Below are 15,751 nucleotides of genomic sequence, written 5' to 3'. Positions count from 1 at the left end.
CTGCGAACGCTCTAATTAAACCTTCATGGATTTTGTATCCTGTAATTGGGAAGTTTTCAACTGCACGCATTGTTTGTACACCGTAGTATGCGAAGTTTGGTACTTCTTTTTCACCTAAAAAATCTTTTTCAATTCGAACACCATTTTTAACTTCAGTTAATGTTGCCATGATTATTCACTCCTTAACGATTTCTTATGCTGCTTTTGTTTCTTTGACTGTTTCTACATATTGTTTTGCTTTCTCATTATCGAATTCGCCTTCCCACTTCGACATAACAATGGCCGCTAATGCATTTCCTAATACATTGACAGATGAGCGAATCATATCTAAAATGCGGTCAATTCCCGCAATTAACGCGATACCTTCTAGTGGTAACCCCATTGAACCTAACGTTGCTAATACAACAACGAACGATGCACCTGGAACTCCCGCCATACCCTTGGATGTTAACATGAGAACGAATAATAACGTTATTTGCTCTGTCAGTGACATGTGCACTCCGTACATTTGTGCAACAAACAATGCCGCTAACGCTTGATAAATAGCCGATCCAGTCAAGTTAAATGTATAACCTGTCGGAATAACGAAAGAAGCAACTGCCTTTGGACAACCGAACTCTTCCATTTTTCTCATTATATTAGGTAAAACAGCTTCTGAACTTGCTGTCGTAAATGAAAGAATAAGTTCTTCTTTTAAAATTTTCATTAACGTAAAAATGTTTACGCCAACCATTCGAGCGTTAATACCTAATACAATCACAACGAATAGTATAACAGTTACGTATACAGCTAGCACTAGTTTTCCTAAAGGAAGTAGTGTTGCTACACCAAATTTTGCAACCGTAACAGCAATTAATGCGAATACACCAAATGGTGCAAATTTCATAACTTGATTGGTAACCCAAAACATCGCTTCGAGTACACCTTCAAAGAAGTTAAAGACAGGCTTTCCTTTTTCCCCAATTGCCGCAACTCCTAAACCGAATAATACTGAGAAGAAAATAATCGGTAATAAGTCACCTTGTGCAATCGATTCAAATACGTTTTTCGGTACAATATGAACAATCGTCTCAGCAAAACCTTTCTTCTCTGTAGCATCAGCTGTTTGTTTATAAGAAGAAATATCACTTTGCTGTAAGTTATTCATATCAACGCCAGTACCTGGTTGGAATATATTTGCCGCAAGTAATCCCATTAAAATAGCAATTGTCGTAATAATTTCGAAATAAAGAATTGTCTTCCCGCCTAGTTTCCCAAGCTTCTTCATATCACCTACACCAGCTACCGCAACAATTAATGCTGAAATAACAATCGGTACTACAATCATTTTAATTAAGTGAATAAATATATCCCCAATTGGTGTAATATAAGAAATCGCCGTTTTATTACCATAGAAGATTGCTCCTACTACAATCCCTAAAACAAGTGCAACAAAAATCTGTGTCGCCAATCCGAATTTTTTCATTTATGTTCATCCCCTTTATGCGAACGCTTTCATTTCGTATTTATAAAAGCTTACTCACACATCATATAAGTGAACCTACAAAATCATACAAAAACCTACAAGTTCGTCACAAAAAATTCGAAAATTTTTCTTTTCTTTTTCATTGACACCTTTTTATTAAAAAGAGATAAAATATACTTGATAAGTAATCAGATTGTTTCGTATAATCAAAAAGATATACACTTACAACAAATTGAAATGAAAAGGAGTCGATAGTATGAAAAATTATGTACAAAAATCCGTCTTATCTTCTTCTTTTCTTTTTCATTTTCTTAAAAAGGAACAAAGGCATTCGCCTTTGTTCCTTTTTTATTGCAATCTATATAGGGGGAATTGTTATGAGGCCATATAAAAGAGTCTTAATTAAATTAAGCGGCGGTGCACTTGCCGATCAAACTGGAAATAGCTTTAACTCCAAAAGATTAGAACATATCGCAAACGAAATTTTATCCATTGTTGATTTAGGTATTGAGGTATCCATCGTCATCGGAGGCGGGAACATTTTCAGAGGTCATTTAGCTGAAGAATGGGGAATTGATCGTGTAGAAGCTGATAATATCGGTACGTTAGGTACAATCATTAATAGCTTAATGCTACGCGGCGTTTTAACAAGCAAAACAAATAAAGAAGTGCGCGTTATGACTTCCATCCCATTTAATGCTGTAGCTGAACCATACATTCGCCTACGTGCAGTCCACCATTTAGATAACGGTTATATCGTTATTTTTGGAGGCGGGAACGGGCAACCATTCGTTACCACAGATTATCCAAGTGTTCAAAGGGCTATTGAAATGAATAGTGACGCAATATTAGTTGCAAAACAAGGAGTAGATGGTGTCTTTACCAGTGATCCAAAACATAATAAATCAGCGAAAATGTACAGAAAACTAAACTATAACGATGTTGTTAGGCAAAACATACAAGTAATGGATCAAGCCGCTTTATTACTTGCCCGTGATTATAATTTACCAGCACACGTCTTTAATTTTGATGAGCCTGGAGTAATGAAAAGAATTTGCTTAGGTGAGCATGTGGGGACATTGATTAATGATGATGCTTCATTGCTTGTGCATGAAAAATAAATATTTCTCATTAAAAAAGGGTGTCTATAAAAGACACCCTTTTCCATTAACCTTTATAAATAGAAATCCATCACCCCTGCAAATTTCTCCTTACAACGCTCCCAAAACGATAACTTCTCAAAAAATTCTTTCGTCATTTCTTTTGAATCACGAAAATCCTCTGTTAACGTCTTATTCACTTGCCCTACAATAGGACCACCATGAATATAAAAATTCATTTCATCATTTATATTGAAGCTACGCGAAGTAAAGTTTGTTGTACCAATAACGGTTAATTCATTATCAATAAGCATTAATTTGCCATGGAACATTCCTTTTTTATAACCGTATACAGTAATCCCGTTATTAACAGCTTGGCGTATGTATGGATATGCCGCTTCTTTTATAAGAGGTAGATCTGGTTTATATGACCAAAGTATTGTTACTGTAACACCACGCTTTTGCGCCGCGATTAAAGTATTCATTAGTTCTTTATTTTTCGCTATAAAATACGGCGTTGCAATTACAATTGAGTGCTGAGCTTGTTTTATTAGCTCTATATATTTTTTAGCAACGTAATGCCCATTGTAACTGACCATAGTATGCAATGTATTCCCTTTACTAGCCTTATTCGTACTCCTCTTTATATCTTCTTTCGTATCTCGTTTCCAATCTAAAGCAAATTGTTCCTCTAAATCTTTTGCGCCTTCTCCTTTTATCCGTACATGATAGTCCCTCCAGTACCCAAAGTGCTTATCTTTCCCTAAATACTCATCTCCTATATTAAAACCACCCGTATAGCTAATCTCTCCATCAATCGTCGTAATGCGGCGATGATTACGATGATGAAGGGAATAAAACCCGAATGGTAATTCCTGTTTTCTACTATATGTAAAATGCACGCCATTTTCCTGTAATTCTTTTTTCATCTTTCTTTCAAATGATAAATCGTTAAGTAAATCGACAGATAAATATACGTTTACTCCTTCTCTCGCCTTTTCTTTTAATAAATTTAAAAAAGTATGGCTGCTTTTATCATCCGATAAAATAAAAAAATAAGTGTAAATAGATCGTTTCGCTTCTTTTATATCAGTAAATAACTGTTTATAAAATGACTTTCCTTCTACATATAATTGAAAATCACTATGATGAGGTGCATATTCTATCGGCATGTTTTTCCCGGTTTCCATTTTCCGTCCGAGCGTAACATCGATATGCATACAAATTAAAATAAAAGCGAAAATAGCAATAATAATAGAAGTAACTCGCAATATTTTTTTTATCATTTTAATTTCCTTCCGCTCGTTTTCTTTCCACCTTTCTATTTTGTCATTCCAATTTAGATTTCATGCTTCATACAAAAAAGGATGTGACTTAACGTCACACCCTTTTCATATTAAACAAAGTTCCTTGCATCATTATTTCTTCCAAACTTATAAATTGCAATTAAGAAGAATGCTATTGCAAAAGCAAATAAAATTAAAATATTTACATACAACTCTGAAAATGGAATTCCTTGTTGTAGTTTTGATACTGTGTCTAATATCCATCTCTGCGGAAGAAAATCAGCTACTTTTTGCACTGCTTTCGGCATAATTTCATATGGAAAATAACATCCAGACAGTAAACATGTCGGTACAATAATCATATTTTGCATTGCATTTGCCGATGCTGAGTTTTTCGAAAAAGCGACAAGGACTAATGATATTCCAATCGCTATTAAAGCAAATAGCATTAGTACGCCAATCATCACTATGAAAGGCATATTGATATTCGTATGAAAAACTTTCGTTAGGAATAGGATTGTAATTAGAATTTGTACTGTGAGTATCATCATATTGACCCCGACATTAGATAATATGAATTTCTTCCCATCTATCGGCGTTGATAAGAGTCTAAAATACGTTCTATTTTCTTTTTCTTTTAAAATATATCCTGATAAATTCGCTGCTGAAAACAGCATAAACATAATAAGATAGCCCATCGTTTGATTTGTCATATCTTTATTTTTCGAAGTATCTTCTAGCGTCTCAGTTTTCATTTTAAATGCACTTTTTTGGTACGCTGCGTACATATTATCAAACGTACTTTGATCTGTTCCTGCCACTTTACTAATAGCTGCTACGTTATCAATATAGTTGTATAAATATGATTTTATAAATCTTGTTACTTGATCACCTTTAATCGATGAAATTTCAATATGATCTGGCTTCCCTTCTCGAACACTTTTTGAAAAACCAGATTCTAATGTAATAACTCCATCAAGTTTTTTGGAAGTGAGTTTATCCTCTACTTCAGACTCCTTAACCTTACTCACGTTCACATTGTTTAATCCTTCTAAAAACTTTATCGTATCATTTGCTATCGGCTCATTTTCTTTATTTACAATCCCGATATTTAACGTTCCTTGTCCTACATTTCCGTATATCGAAAAAGAGATGAGCGTTCCGATTATCGGCAAACTAATAATAATGAATAACCCTTTTTTATTTTTCAAAAGTACAGATAACGTTTTTTGTATGAGCCATAAAATATCTTTCATACTATAGCCCCTCCCGTCTACGTAATGCAATAATCGCAATTAATAAAAAGAGTGCTGATATTCCAAGGTTTAAAGAAATGACTGGTAGTGCTGCTCCTACATCATTTGCATAAATAATTTTCATAACAGCTGTATTTGCCCACGTTAATGGTGATAAATTCGTAACGAAATTTTCTTCTACTACGAAATATGCACCACCAAAAATAGAAGCTAATTGTACAACTACAAGAATAATTGCTCTCGATGATTCTGCTGTTTTCGTAATATAGCCAATCCCTAAACCGAAGCTAATTGCTAGAAAGACTTGTGTTAATAAAATAATAAATATGATTCCAAGATGCTCGCCCCAATTCGCTTGAAAAACAAATTTACTAAATAACATGACGAGTAATATACACAGGGCATTTGCTACTAGACTACCAAGTATTTTTCCAATGAATATTTCAGCCTTACTTATAGGCGCAGCAATAAGGCGATCTCCTGTTTTACGTATTCGTTCTTCTCGAATTAAAGAACTCGCTCCCATCGCAGCATATAGTGCGATCATCGTTGTCATTACAACCGCATAATAGTCCATAGAACCTGGCTTTTTCGCAGCTTGTAAAGATGTTTCTTTTATATAATTATTATGATTTCCATTTGAAACAACTGTGCTCACCTTACTAGGATCTACTTTTGCAACTTCGGTCGCTACATTGTACTTATCAACAAATGTTGTAAGCATGCCCTCCACAATACTTCCCTCAATACTACTTTTGTCACTTCCGTAAAATTTTGCACCATCTTTATTTAATTCTACATAAGCAGCATATTTATTTTGCTTCACTTCTTCTTTCCCATCTATACTGTCGGAAGCTTTTTTAAAATGAATACCCGATTTATCGATTTCTTTCGTAAATGCTTCAAACGATTGAGAAAATGTGCTACTTGCTTCATCTTTATATAGCACTTGTATATCCTTAATCGATTGACTATCGCTATTAAATGCATTCGTTAATGCTGTCCCTAACACGAGCATGAGCACAATCGGAAATGCTAACATAAAAACTAAAGTTCTTACGTCCCTGAAATCTCTTTTAATATGCATAATTGCAATATTGAAGATGTTCAATTGATGAACCTCCCTTTACCTTTTCTTCATTTACCCTTTATTTATCTCGTAAGTTTCTTCCAGTCAACGTAAGGAATACCGTTTCTAAGTTTGGTGCCTGCTCCTCTAACGAACGAATTTCAATGCCATGATTAATGAAATGCTGAATAATTTTATTTAAATTATTTAATCCTGCATCCGAGTTTACCTTAATTACGTTCTCTTCAATTTGAACAGCTTTCACACCATTTATCTCTTTTAACTGTTCTACATCTAAATTTTCTACTGACTTTACTTCAATCCAAATGTCTTTCGTATCGGTAATAATCGCTTTTAACTGTTCTTTCGTTCCTTCTGCGATCACTTTACCATGATCGACAATTGCGATTTTCGTACAAATCTCTTCCACTTCTTCCATGTAGTGGCTCGTATAAATAATCGTGCTACCCATTTCATTTAATTTACGTACTGACTGCAGAATATAGTTTCTTGACTGTGGATCAATTCCAACTGTCGGCTCATCCATAATAATTAACTTCGGTCTATGTGCGATTGCACAAGCGATATTCAGTCTTCGTTTCATCCCGCCAGAAAAGTTTTTCGGGTAACTTTTCTGTTTATCGCTAAGCCCCACAAATTGAAGTGCTTCCTCTACTCTTGCTTTTAGCTCAGCTCCTCTTAGCCCATACAATCCAGCAAAGAATTTCACATTTTCATAGGCAGTTAACTCTTCATAAATCGCAATATCTTGCGGAACGATACCGATATTCATCTTCGCAAATCGATTATGTTTCTTAATATTTTTTCCTAGTATACTAATTTCACCTTCATTGCTTCTTAACAACCCAGCAATCATATTAATCGTTGTACTCTTACCAGCACCATTTGATCCTAAAAAGCCAAATATTTCTCCTTCTTTAATAGATAAAGACATATTATCTACCGCGATGAAATCACCAAATTTTTTCGTTAAATTTTTTATCTCTAATGTATTCATCATTTCACCCCTATTTCGGTTTCTCTGCTTTTAGTATAAACAAAAAAAATGAACCTGCTCAGTGCAGAAGTTCACTCTTTTCACATGAGAATATTCACTTTTTTCCTATGAGATGATTCATCCTCATATTGGCAACAACATTGTTACCGAAAAACCATTTTTTCCATCTACAATAATTTTCCCGTTTACAGACGCTGTTCGCTCCTCCATCCCCATAATACCGAGACCTTTTTTCACTAGCGCTGCACCTTTTCCGTTATCCTTCACTTGTACTTTAACCATCTTGTTAAGCACATGAATATCTATGGAAATCACTGTTGCATCAGCATATTTCATTGCGTTTGTAAGTGCCTCTGTAACATTTTCACCGATAATCTTCCACTGAATCGGTGAAATCAAATCTAAGTTCCCTTTATATACGAAAGGAATATTTATATCATGCTTACTGGAAAATTCCTCTATGAATAATTTCATACGGTGAATACCAATTTGCTCAGTAGGTGGCTTCATATTTTTTAATGTAATACGAATGCTTTCAATTCCATCTTTAGAAATATGAATAGCATTTTGTAATAACTCCGCAGATTTTTCTTTATCTATTTCCATTAACCTCTTTGCTGCTTCCATTTGAATAAGTGCGCCCGTCATTGAGTGGCCAATTTTATCATGAATTTCTTGTGACAACCGATTTCTCTCTTCTAACTTAAATGTGTACTCTGATTGTCTTATGTACTCTTTATTTTCATTTAGACTTTTCGTCAGTCGCTGCATATCTTTTCGCATCTGATCATTTTGTGATTCAAGCTTTACTACACGCGATATATACCGTTCTGCCATAGTTAATACGATGAAAGAAAATGCAACAATTAATCCATACGTCATTCGAATACTTTCATCTGTAAAAATAATAGGAATCATCATAATGATAAAGAGCTGCCATTTCTTCTCTATATAACGAAATATAATTTCATATAAGTTCAATGGTAAAAATAAAATAAAAAATGGATGAATCTTCCATGTAAATAACATAACTACACCAATTGACACAGAAGTTAATATGTTTTTGTACGTATCATTTTTAAATATAGAGATCAGCACGTTGACAGAAAGATATAAAAGCAAAGTAAGTATAATCCATGGTAAGTTTGCAACATTTAAATAAATGTAACTAAACACAATATATATAAAAACAATTAATTTACTTACAATTAACCAAAATTCCATATCTTTAATCTACTTTCCCTGTTAAATAATAAATCGCAATTTGTGTACGATGTTCAAGTCCAGTTTTCCCTAAAACTGATGTAATATAATTTGCAATCGTTCCCTCTGATATAAAAAGTTGCTTTGAAATTTCTTTATTCGAAAAACCTTTCGCAATTAATGCGATAATACTAAGTTCTCTTTCTGTAAAAAGACTTTTATCTATTTTACATTCGTCCTCTTTACTTTCCATTAAATTACACTTAATTTTATCAAGCACTACATCTTGCATAACTGTTTGACCGTTATATACTCCTTTTATCGCATCACGAATACGCTCTGGATCATTATTTTTTAATAAATAGCCTTTCGCTCCGTTTTTCACTGCGTCCAAAATATATTCATCATCATCGAATGTCGTTAAAATAAGCGGTTTCGTTCTCGTCTCTTCACAAATAAATTTCGTTGCCTCTACCCCGTTCATGTTTGGCATACGAACATCTAAAAGTGCAATATCGACTTCATGCTTCTTACAATATGCTACAGCTTCTTCCCCATCATTTACAGTATCTAATACTTCAAATTCTTCGTATGTATTTAAAATAATCTTCATGCCTTCTCTAATAAAAGAATTATCATCTGCTATCAATATTTTAATTTTCATGTTTGTTAGTATGGACCTTCTCCTACTAACATTCACATCCTTTCTCCGCGTAACATTTCCTCTTTGCTCATTATATACTTCTTTTTACCATTTTTTCACACATTTTTTCATATAGCCTCCTTCCTAAAAATATATTATTCTTTTTTTACAACATGTGTAGGGTGACTTACCATTTCTTACGTCTATATAATAGAATGCGTCAAAAAGGAGGGAGAGACCCATTGAGGAAAAACAATTAATTGAAAAAGCACAGCAAGGAAGCGAACATGCCTTTCGTATCCTTGTACAAACATATCGTCATTATATTTTTCAAGTTATCTTTTCTATTGTAAGACATGAAGAAGATGCGAAAGATGTTACACAAGAAGTATTCGTAAAAATTCACGCCTCTCTCCCTAATTATCAATTTCGCGGATTGAAAACATGGATGGCTCGTATTGCCACTAATCACGCTATTGATTATAAGAGAAAGAAAGCTAGAGAAAACGAAGAACTCTCCTTATGTAAAGAAACTGAGGAAAATATAAAATCCTCTCATAATATTGAGGCTTTATTATTGACGAAAGAGCAAAAATTACTCATTGCTCAAAAACTGCGAGAACTTCCCGAAAATTATCGTGACGTCGTTCTCGCACATTACTTAGAAGAAAAAAGTTATCAAGAAATTGCTTTACAGGAAAACATCGAAGTGAAAACAGTCGAAATGAAACTGTATCGGGCAAGAAAATGGATTAAAAAACATTGGAAGGAGGAAGAGTTTCTATGATGCATTATTCAAAAGAAGATTGGCGCAATTATACATTAGATTTTATAGAAAGCAATGAACGTAAATCTATGGAAGAACACCTTTATGAATGTGATCATTGTTTAGCACTTTATATGGAAAGTATTGATGAACAACAGGAAAACCTTCCAATGATAAATGATGATTCATTTACGAACGAAGTTATGAAACAAATTAATTTTGAAACACTACAACCTAATGAAAATATAAAAACAAACTCACTAAAGCGCACCATTATTCACTACATAATTGCGACTGCGGCTACAATTATTTTTATGGTAAGTGGTTTATTCCAATATATTTTCACAGCGACATCAAATTTCGAGAAATCTTCAAAACATAACGTGTCTTCTATCTCACAACAAATTGTAAACAAATCGGTAGACACATCAAAAAAGGACGGAGGTTCAAAGCATGAATAAAAATCCCTTTTTAGCACTTGTATTAGGGCTAATCCCCGGGCTTGGTCATTTATATGTAAAGAAATTTGGACGGTTTATTTTATATAGCGGAGGAGCTGTATTTCTATTTATCTTTGCAGCATTTTGTACAATAGCATTAGGAGAGCGTGATATTGCTTTTCTTTCTCTATTTTTACTAGTCGTGTTATGGGCAATCAATTTATTAGATTTAGTTATCACTATTATTAATCAATCGAAAAAACAAGCTGCTGGAGAATTTACAGAGTCCTCTAAAGAGAGCGAACGATTTTATATCATTCTCCTATCGATCATTCCTGGGCTTGGTCATTTTCAACTAGGACTTATGCAACGTGGACTTACATTTTTAGTAGCTTGTACAGGGATCGGGAGTATGATCATTTTCGTTGCACTTTTAACATCCCAAGAAAGTTTCCTTATCTTCCTTATTACATTACCTGTTTTATGGATTTATAATTTCTTCGATGTTGTTCAGCAACTACAGAAAAAAGAACGTGGTGAGCAATTAGTTGATCGTACTATTTTCGAAGATTTTGAAGAGCACCGTGAACAAGGAAAGAAAAGTAAAACATTCGCTTCTATTTTAGCGATGTTCCCCGGAGCAGGACATATGTATTTAGGCTTACAACGCCGTGGCCTTCAGCTTATGGCAGCCTTTTTACTTTCAATATATTTACTTGATCTATTAAGGTTATCTGCCTTCTTATTTTTAGTACCCATCATTTGGTTCTATAGCTTTTTTGACGCTTTACAGCAAACTTCAAAATACGGAAAAGAACGTGTAAATGACGAACCTATCATTGATTATTTTATCAATCATCAAAGATGGATCGGTATCGGATTAATTACACTCGGTGGTTATTATTTATTAGATCAAACACTCCTTCCTATTTTGGACAATTATTTTGCAACTATATTTAACATTCATCTTAGCGAGCTGTATTATCGCTATTTCCAAACATCTATCGTTGCACTCCTCTTAATTGGGGGCGGCTTTAAATTGTTACTTGGAAATAAAGAAAACAAAGGTGGTACGAAAGAATGAGAACATGGCGCGTTGGAACATTTTCAATGGGGCTTTCTATTATTGCATTAGGTTGCTTCTTACTATTTTCAGTTATAAAAGGTACTCAAGTATTAGATTCTTTAACAGCATGGTGGCCTGTTTTACTTATTATACTTGGCGTAGAAATTTTACTATACCTTCTATTTTCTAAGAAGGAACAATCCTTTATTAAATATGATATTTTTAGTATTTTCTTTATCGGCGTTTTAGGGAGCGTCGGAATTGCTTTTTACTGTTTATTATCAACTGGATTGCTAGAAGAAGTTCGTCACTCTATTAATACTACGCGCCAGACGGGTAATATTCCAAGTGGACAACTTGATATACCTGAATCTATCAAAAAAATTGTAGTGGATGCAGGGCATCGTCCTCTAACGATAGAGGGAAATAATACAAATCAAATTCACCTTCTTGGAACATATGAAATGACGACGAAAGCTAATGAAAAACTTAATTTAAAACAAGAAGATTTCCTTTCCGTTCAAACAGCTGGTGAAACGATGTATGTAACATTAAAATCATTACCAGCTCAACATAAGTTCTTTAACTCAACACCAAAAGTGACACGGACACTTGTACTTCCGCAAAATAAAAGTGTGGAAATTCGCGCCTCTAATAATGAATTATCTCTTTACCCAGGTCAATTACAAAACAATTGGTTTGTACAAGAAAGCTCGAGAGTGTCTGTCCATCTTGCAAAAGAGAGTGATGTATCTTTAACAGCAGTAACAAATCAAAAAGAAACACATGGAAACACACCTTGGGAACAAGTTGAAGATGTAACGAAAAAAGAAGATACTACTTCAGAAGAAAATCCAGAATTCAACGGGCAAGAACATTGGTATACAAATTCGATTAAAACCGGAAATGGGACACACAAATTAAACATTGAGAAAGCTTACAATTTAAATATGAGTGTTATTGAAAAATAAGAAACCTTCCACAATTGTGGAAGGTTTTTCTCATATAATCGCTTTAATTCCTTCTAACACTAATCCAATCATAAATCCGCAAACAGCCCCGTTTACTCGGATCCACTGTAAATCTTTACCGACGTTATTTTCAATCATTTCGATTAACGTTTTATCATCTAACTTATCAAGGTTTTCTTGTACAAGTTTTCCGATTTTCGAATGATTCTTTTCAACAAGTGTGACAACTTGTTTTTGTAACCAATCTTCTATTTTTTGAACAGTCACTTCGTCATCTTTTATTTTATTCATCTGTGTTTGTAAAAATGGAATAACATATTTATCAGCAAATTCTTCGTTATTTACAAAGGTAACTGCTCTTTGTTGTACTTGCTCAAGCATTTCTTTTATTTTGTCAGTACCATCCCAATTTGCAATCCATTTTTCTTTCCAATTTTCTAATTCTTGTAGTAACGCTTCATTTTCTTTTACATTTATAATTTCTTGACGAATTTTCGCTAATATAAGTTGTCTCGTGCTATTATCTGCATCTTGTAAGCTGTTAATATTGCTAATAATAAATTTTTGCAAAATGCCACCAATTTTATCTTCATCTACAATATTCATAAATGATTTCAAAGTAAACTGCAAGAATCCATCTACTTTTATATTTTCCATCGCCTTCATACCTAAGCTTCCGAGCTGATAACGCGCTTCATCTTGCGCTGTCCAATCTTTCACTTTTACTAATATGTAATCAAGTGTCTTTTCATCATATTCTTGCACAACTAATTGATCAACAAGCACTTGTAAAATGTTACTTGTATTAATTGTATGTAAATACGTCTTTAATTCTTTTTCAATAATAACAGCTAACTTTTCTGTATCTATTGAAACAATCGCTTTCTCAGCAATCGTTACAATCCCCTTTTTCACAGCATCAGACTGCATTTCTCTCTCAGCAATTTGCAGCACCATTTGTGCTAGCTGCATTTCTTTTACTTTATTCGTAATACTTTCTTTCGTTAGCCACTCATTTTCTAACGTATTGATGAGCCCTTTCGTCACTCGTTTACGATTTTTAGGTAACAAAGCTGTATGTGGAATTGGAATTCCCATCGGATGACGGAATAATGCTGTAACTGCGAACCAATCCGCAAGTCCACCAACTAACCCAGCTTCAAATCCCCCTTGTATAATCTCACCAGCTACCGTTCCTTGAAAAGGGATAGAAGCCGCAAAGCCTACTCCCATAACCCCAAGCGAAATACCCGCTATATATTTAGTCTGTAATGACATCGTATACACATCCTCTTATTATGTAAAATAAAGCCTTTTTGTTGTATTTATTCAATATTAGTTATCCTTTATATATACTATAAAGAACTATTGTGAAAATAACAAAGATTTTTATGTACATGAAAAAATGAGGCTACAACTAGCCTCATTTTTCTAACATTGTTAATGCCTCACCTGTTTTATAATACCCATTCATCACATCTTCTGGAACCATACTACCGCCCGTTCCCCATACAATATGAGTACCTTTTTGCATCTTCTCCATTAACTGTTGCTTTTGTAAATACGCATCTTCTTTACATACTTTTACCGGCCCTATCATACCAGCTAATGCAGAAGGCTCTAAATAAATATTTTCCGTATCAGTTAGTTCTTTTAACAACCTATACAATTCTTCATCACTTACTGTGTAATTTCCACTCAAAAATGGTTCCATCGTTTTCCCAACAAACCCAGAAGGTCTTCCTACCGCTAGTCCGTCTGCGTCTGTTACATTATCAATCTCGATATCTTGAACGGCGATTTTATCATGAAGTCCTGTCATTAACCCGAGTAACATACATGGTGAATGTGTTGGCTCTGCAAAGAAACAATGGACGTTGTCTTTATACAATAACTTTAAACCAAATGCTACTCCGCCAGGTCCGCCACCTACTCCGCACGGAAGATAAACGAATAAAGGATGTTCTTCGTCCACTACAATCTCTAACTCTTCTAATTGTTTTTGTAAACGCGATGCTGCTACTGCGTATCCTAAAAATAAATCATGTGAGTTTTCATCATCTACAAAATAACAGCGAGGATCAGCATCTGCTTGTCTTCTTCCTTCTTCTACAGCTTTACTATAATCAGCTTCATATTCAATAACATTTACACCTTTACTTCTTAATAAATCTTTTTTCCATTGTTTCGCGTCTGCTGACATATGAACAGTTACGTTAAAACCTAGTTTCGCACTCATAATCCCAATGCTTAGTCCTAAATTTCCTGTTGAACCGACCGCAATTGAATATTTGGCAAAAAACTCTCTACATGTATCACTATCTAAAATGGAATAATCATCTTCTTCTGTTAACATACCGTGTTGCAAAGCTAATTGTTCAGCATGTTTCAACACTTCATAAATGCCGCCTCTAGCTTTAATTGATCCTGATATCGGAAGATGACTATCACATTTTAATAATAATTCTCCTAAAATAGGTTGCTCGTAATTTTTCTCTAAAGCTTGTTTCATAGAAGGGATTTTCACTAAAGGTGATTCAATTATGCCTTTCGTCTCTTTCGTTTCAGGAAAAACTTTCGCAATATATGATGCAAAACGCTTTAACCTCTCCTCCGCATCTTTTACATTTTCTTCTTTTAGTGGCGAATCTTTTATTGCCGTTTCATACTTTTCTATATTCGGATTCACCCAAAACACTTCTTCTGTTTTAATTAATTTATTTAATAATGGATATTCCTCTTTTAATTTCTCTATTTCCTTCATTTCTCTTCCTCCTCATCACCTTGTAGCTTACGATTTAATAAATTATAATTAAATTAATTTTAATATAGTTTAACATAAATTATCCACTTTAGTTAATTTTAATTTAATTTATTTAAATATAATTTAATAATCAGTAAGGAGATTTTCATTATGGAAAATATAGATATTGGTAAAAAGATTGAAAAACAAAGAAAGGAAAAAGGTTTAACGAGTAAAGACTTAGCAAAGATGGCCGAAATTACACCATCTATGTTAAGTCAAATTGAACGCGGATCTGCTAACCCTTCTATCCAAACATTAAAAGTACTCGCTAAAGCTCTTGATGTTCCAACATTTAGCTTTTTACTTGAAGATACAAATACAGACGATTTAATTGTACGTTCTCATAAACGAAAAAAAATGATTATCGATAATTTATCATATGAAATGCTATCACCTGATTTCACAGGAAATTTAGCAACAGCAATTATGACCGTCCCGCCGAGTACAGCTTCATCAGAAAATGTGCTAGAACATAAAGGTGAAGAATTAGCATTTGTATTAGAAGGGAAAATCACATTATATTTAAATGAAGAAAAATACATATTAGAAACGGGTGATAGCGTAAAAATACCCGCTTATTTAAAACATAAATGGGTAAATCAATTCGAGAAAAATGCAATTGTTTTATTTTCTGTTACTCCGCCGATTTTTTAATAGATGTA

Annotated in this window: 15 protein-coding genes and 1 pseudogene; 6 read left to right on the top strand and 10 right to left on the bottom strand. The window is 33.8% G+C overall.

What is annotated here, in order from left to right; genetic code table 11:
- Both aspA and ACYVEC_RS11030 read right to left on the bottom strand, forming a co-directional pair.
- Positions 1-169, bottom strand: a pseudogene (gene aspA / locus ACYVEC_RS11035) (aspartate ammonia-lyase); the annotation flags it as partial.
- Between the two features lie 24 nt (positions 170-193).
- Entirely contained in the window at positions 194-1,465 is a 1,272-nt protein-coding gene (locus ACYVEC_RS11030) for a cation:dicarboxylate symporter family transporter (protein ID WP_063224003.1), read from the bottom strand.
- A 377-nt stretch (positions 1,466-1,842) separates the two neighbouring features.
- On the opposite strand from ACYVEC_RS11030, the gene pyrH reads away from it, so the two are divergent.
- A complete protein-coding gene (gene pyrH / locus ACYVEC_RS11025; RefSeq protein WP_001982970.1) occupies positions 1,843-2,586 on the top strand; it encodes a UMP kinase in 744 nt (247 codons plus the stop codon).
- Positions 2,587-2,639: 53 nt separating this feature from the next.
- Here pyrH and ACYVEC_RS11020 read toward each other — a convergent pair whose 3' ends face one another.
- The 6 genes from ACYVEC_RS11020 to ACYVEC_RS10995 form a co-directional block, all read right to left on the bottom strand.
- Entirely contained in the window at positions 2,640-3,851 is a 1,212-nt protein-coding gene (locus tag ACYVEC_RS11020) for a phospholipase D-like domain-containing protein (protein ID WP_063224004.1), read from the bottom strand.
- 110 nt (positions 3,852-3,961) lie between these two features.
- Entirely contained in the window at positions 3,962-5,107 is a 1,146-nt protein-coding gene (locus ACYVEC_RS11015; protein ID WP_275718670.1) for an ABC transporter permease, read from the bottom strand.
- 1 nt (position 5,108) lies between these two features.
- Entirely contained in the window at positions 5,109-6,218 is a 1,110-nt protein-coding gene (locus tag ACYVEC_RS11010) for an ABC transporter permease (protein WP_063224006.1), read from the bottom strand.
- Positions 6,219-6,255: 37 nt separating this feature from the next.
- A complete protein-coding gene (locus tag ACYVEC_RS11005) occupies positions 6,256-7,194 on the bottom strand; it encodes an ABC transporter ATP-binding protein (RefSeq protein ID WP_063224007.1) in 939 nt (312 codons plus the stop codon).
- 123 nt (positions 7,195-7,317) lie between these two features.
- Positions 7,318-8,418, bottom strand: coding sequence for a sensor histidine kinase (locus tag ACYVEC_RS11000; RefSeq protein WP_199677544.1), 1,101 nt, complete (start codon positions 8,416-8,418; stop codon positions 7,318-7,320).
- Positions 8,419-8,422: 4 nt separating this feature from the next.
- Positions 8,423-9,061 (bottom strand): response regulator transcription factor, encoded by a 639-nt coding sequence (locus tag ACYVEC_RS10995; RefSeq protein ID WP_063224009.1) that lies wholly within the window; start codon positions 9,059-9,061, stop codon positions 8,423-8,425.
- Positions 9,062-9,281: 220 nt separating this feature from the next.
- Between ACYVEC_RS10995 and ACYVEC_RS10990 the strand changes: the two genes are divergently transcribed.
- Genes ACYVEC_RS10990 through exsE form a run of 4 tightly spaced genes read left to right on the top strand, consistent with a single transcriptional unit; the run spans position 9,282 to position 12,283 of the window.
- Positions 9,282-9,827, top strand: coding sequence for an RNA polymerase sigma factor (locus ACYVEC_RS10990; RefSeq protein WP_256943145.1), 546 nt, complete (start codon positions 9,282-9,284; stop codon positions 9,825-9,827).
- Positions 9,824-10,267 (top strand): hypothetical protein, encoded by a 444-nt coding sequence (locus tag ACYVEC_RS10985; protein WP_275718669.1) that lies wholly within the window; start codon positions 9,824-9,826, stop codon positions 10,265-10,267. Before ACYVEC_RS10990 ends, ACYVEC_RS10985 begins: the two co-directional genes overlap by 4 nt.
- The gene (locus ACYVEC_RS10980) at positions 10,260-11,330 is read left to right on the top strand and encodes a hypothetical protein (RefSeq protein WP_063224011.1); all 1,071 of its coding nucleotides are present in this window, start codon (positions 10,260-10,262) and stop codon (positions 11,328-11,330) included. Before ACYVEC_RS10985 ends, ACYVEC_RS10980 begins: the two co-directional genes overlap by 8 nt.
- On the top strand, positions 11,327-12,283 hold the full coding sequence (gene exsE / locus ACYVEC_RS10975; RefSeq protein WP_275718668.1) for an exosporium protein ExsE: 957 nt from the start codon (positions 11,327-11,329) through the stop codon (positions 12,281-12,283). The genes ACYVEC_RS10980 and exsE overlap by 4 nt, the downstream gene beginning before the upstream one ends.
- 30 nt (positions 12,284-12,313) lie before the next feature.
- Here the strand turns inward: exsE and ACYVEC_RS10970 are convergent, their stop codons facing one another.
- Both ACYVEC_RS10970 and dsdA read right to left on the bottom strand, forming a co-directional pair.
- Positions 12,314-13,561 carry a DUF445 domain-containing protein gene (locus ACYVEC_RS10970; RefSeq protein ID WP_063224013.1) on the bottom strand — a complete coding sequence of 416 codons (1,248 nt, stop codon included), beginning with the start codon at positions 13,559-13,561 and terminating at the stop codon, positions 12,314-12,316.
- A gap of 145 nt (positions 13,562-13,706) precedes the next feature.
- Positions 13,707-15,047 carry a D-serine ammonia-lyase gene (gene dsdA / locus ACYVEC_RS10965; protein WP_460506384.1) on the bottom strand — a complete coding sequence of 447 codons (1,341 nt, stop codon included), beginning with the start codon at positions 15,045-15,047 and terminating at the stop codon, positions 13,707-13,709.
- Between the two features lie 150 nt (positions 15,048-15,197).
- Here dsdA and ACYVEC_RS10960 point away from each other — a divergent pair, with 150 nt between their 5' ends.
- Positions 15,198-15,743 carry a helix-turn-helix domain-containing protein gene (locus tag ACYVEC_RS10960; RefSeq protein WP_275718667.1) on the top strand — a complete coding sequence of 182 codons (546 nt, stop codon included), beginning with the start codon at positions 15,198-15,200 and terminating at the stop codon, positions 15,741-15,743.
- The last annotated feature ends 8 nt before the right edge of the window (positions 15,744-15,751 follow it).

Source organism: Bacillus sp. MN7755 (assembly GCF_054771475.1).
The sequence above is the reverse complement of the archived record's forward strand: the minus strand, read 5'-3'. Positions and strand labels throughout refer to the sequence as shown.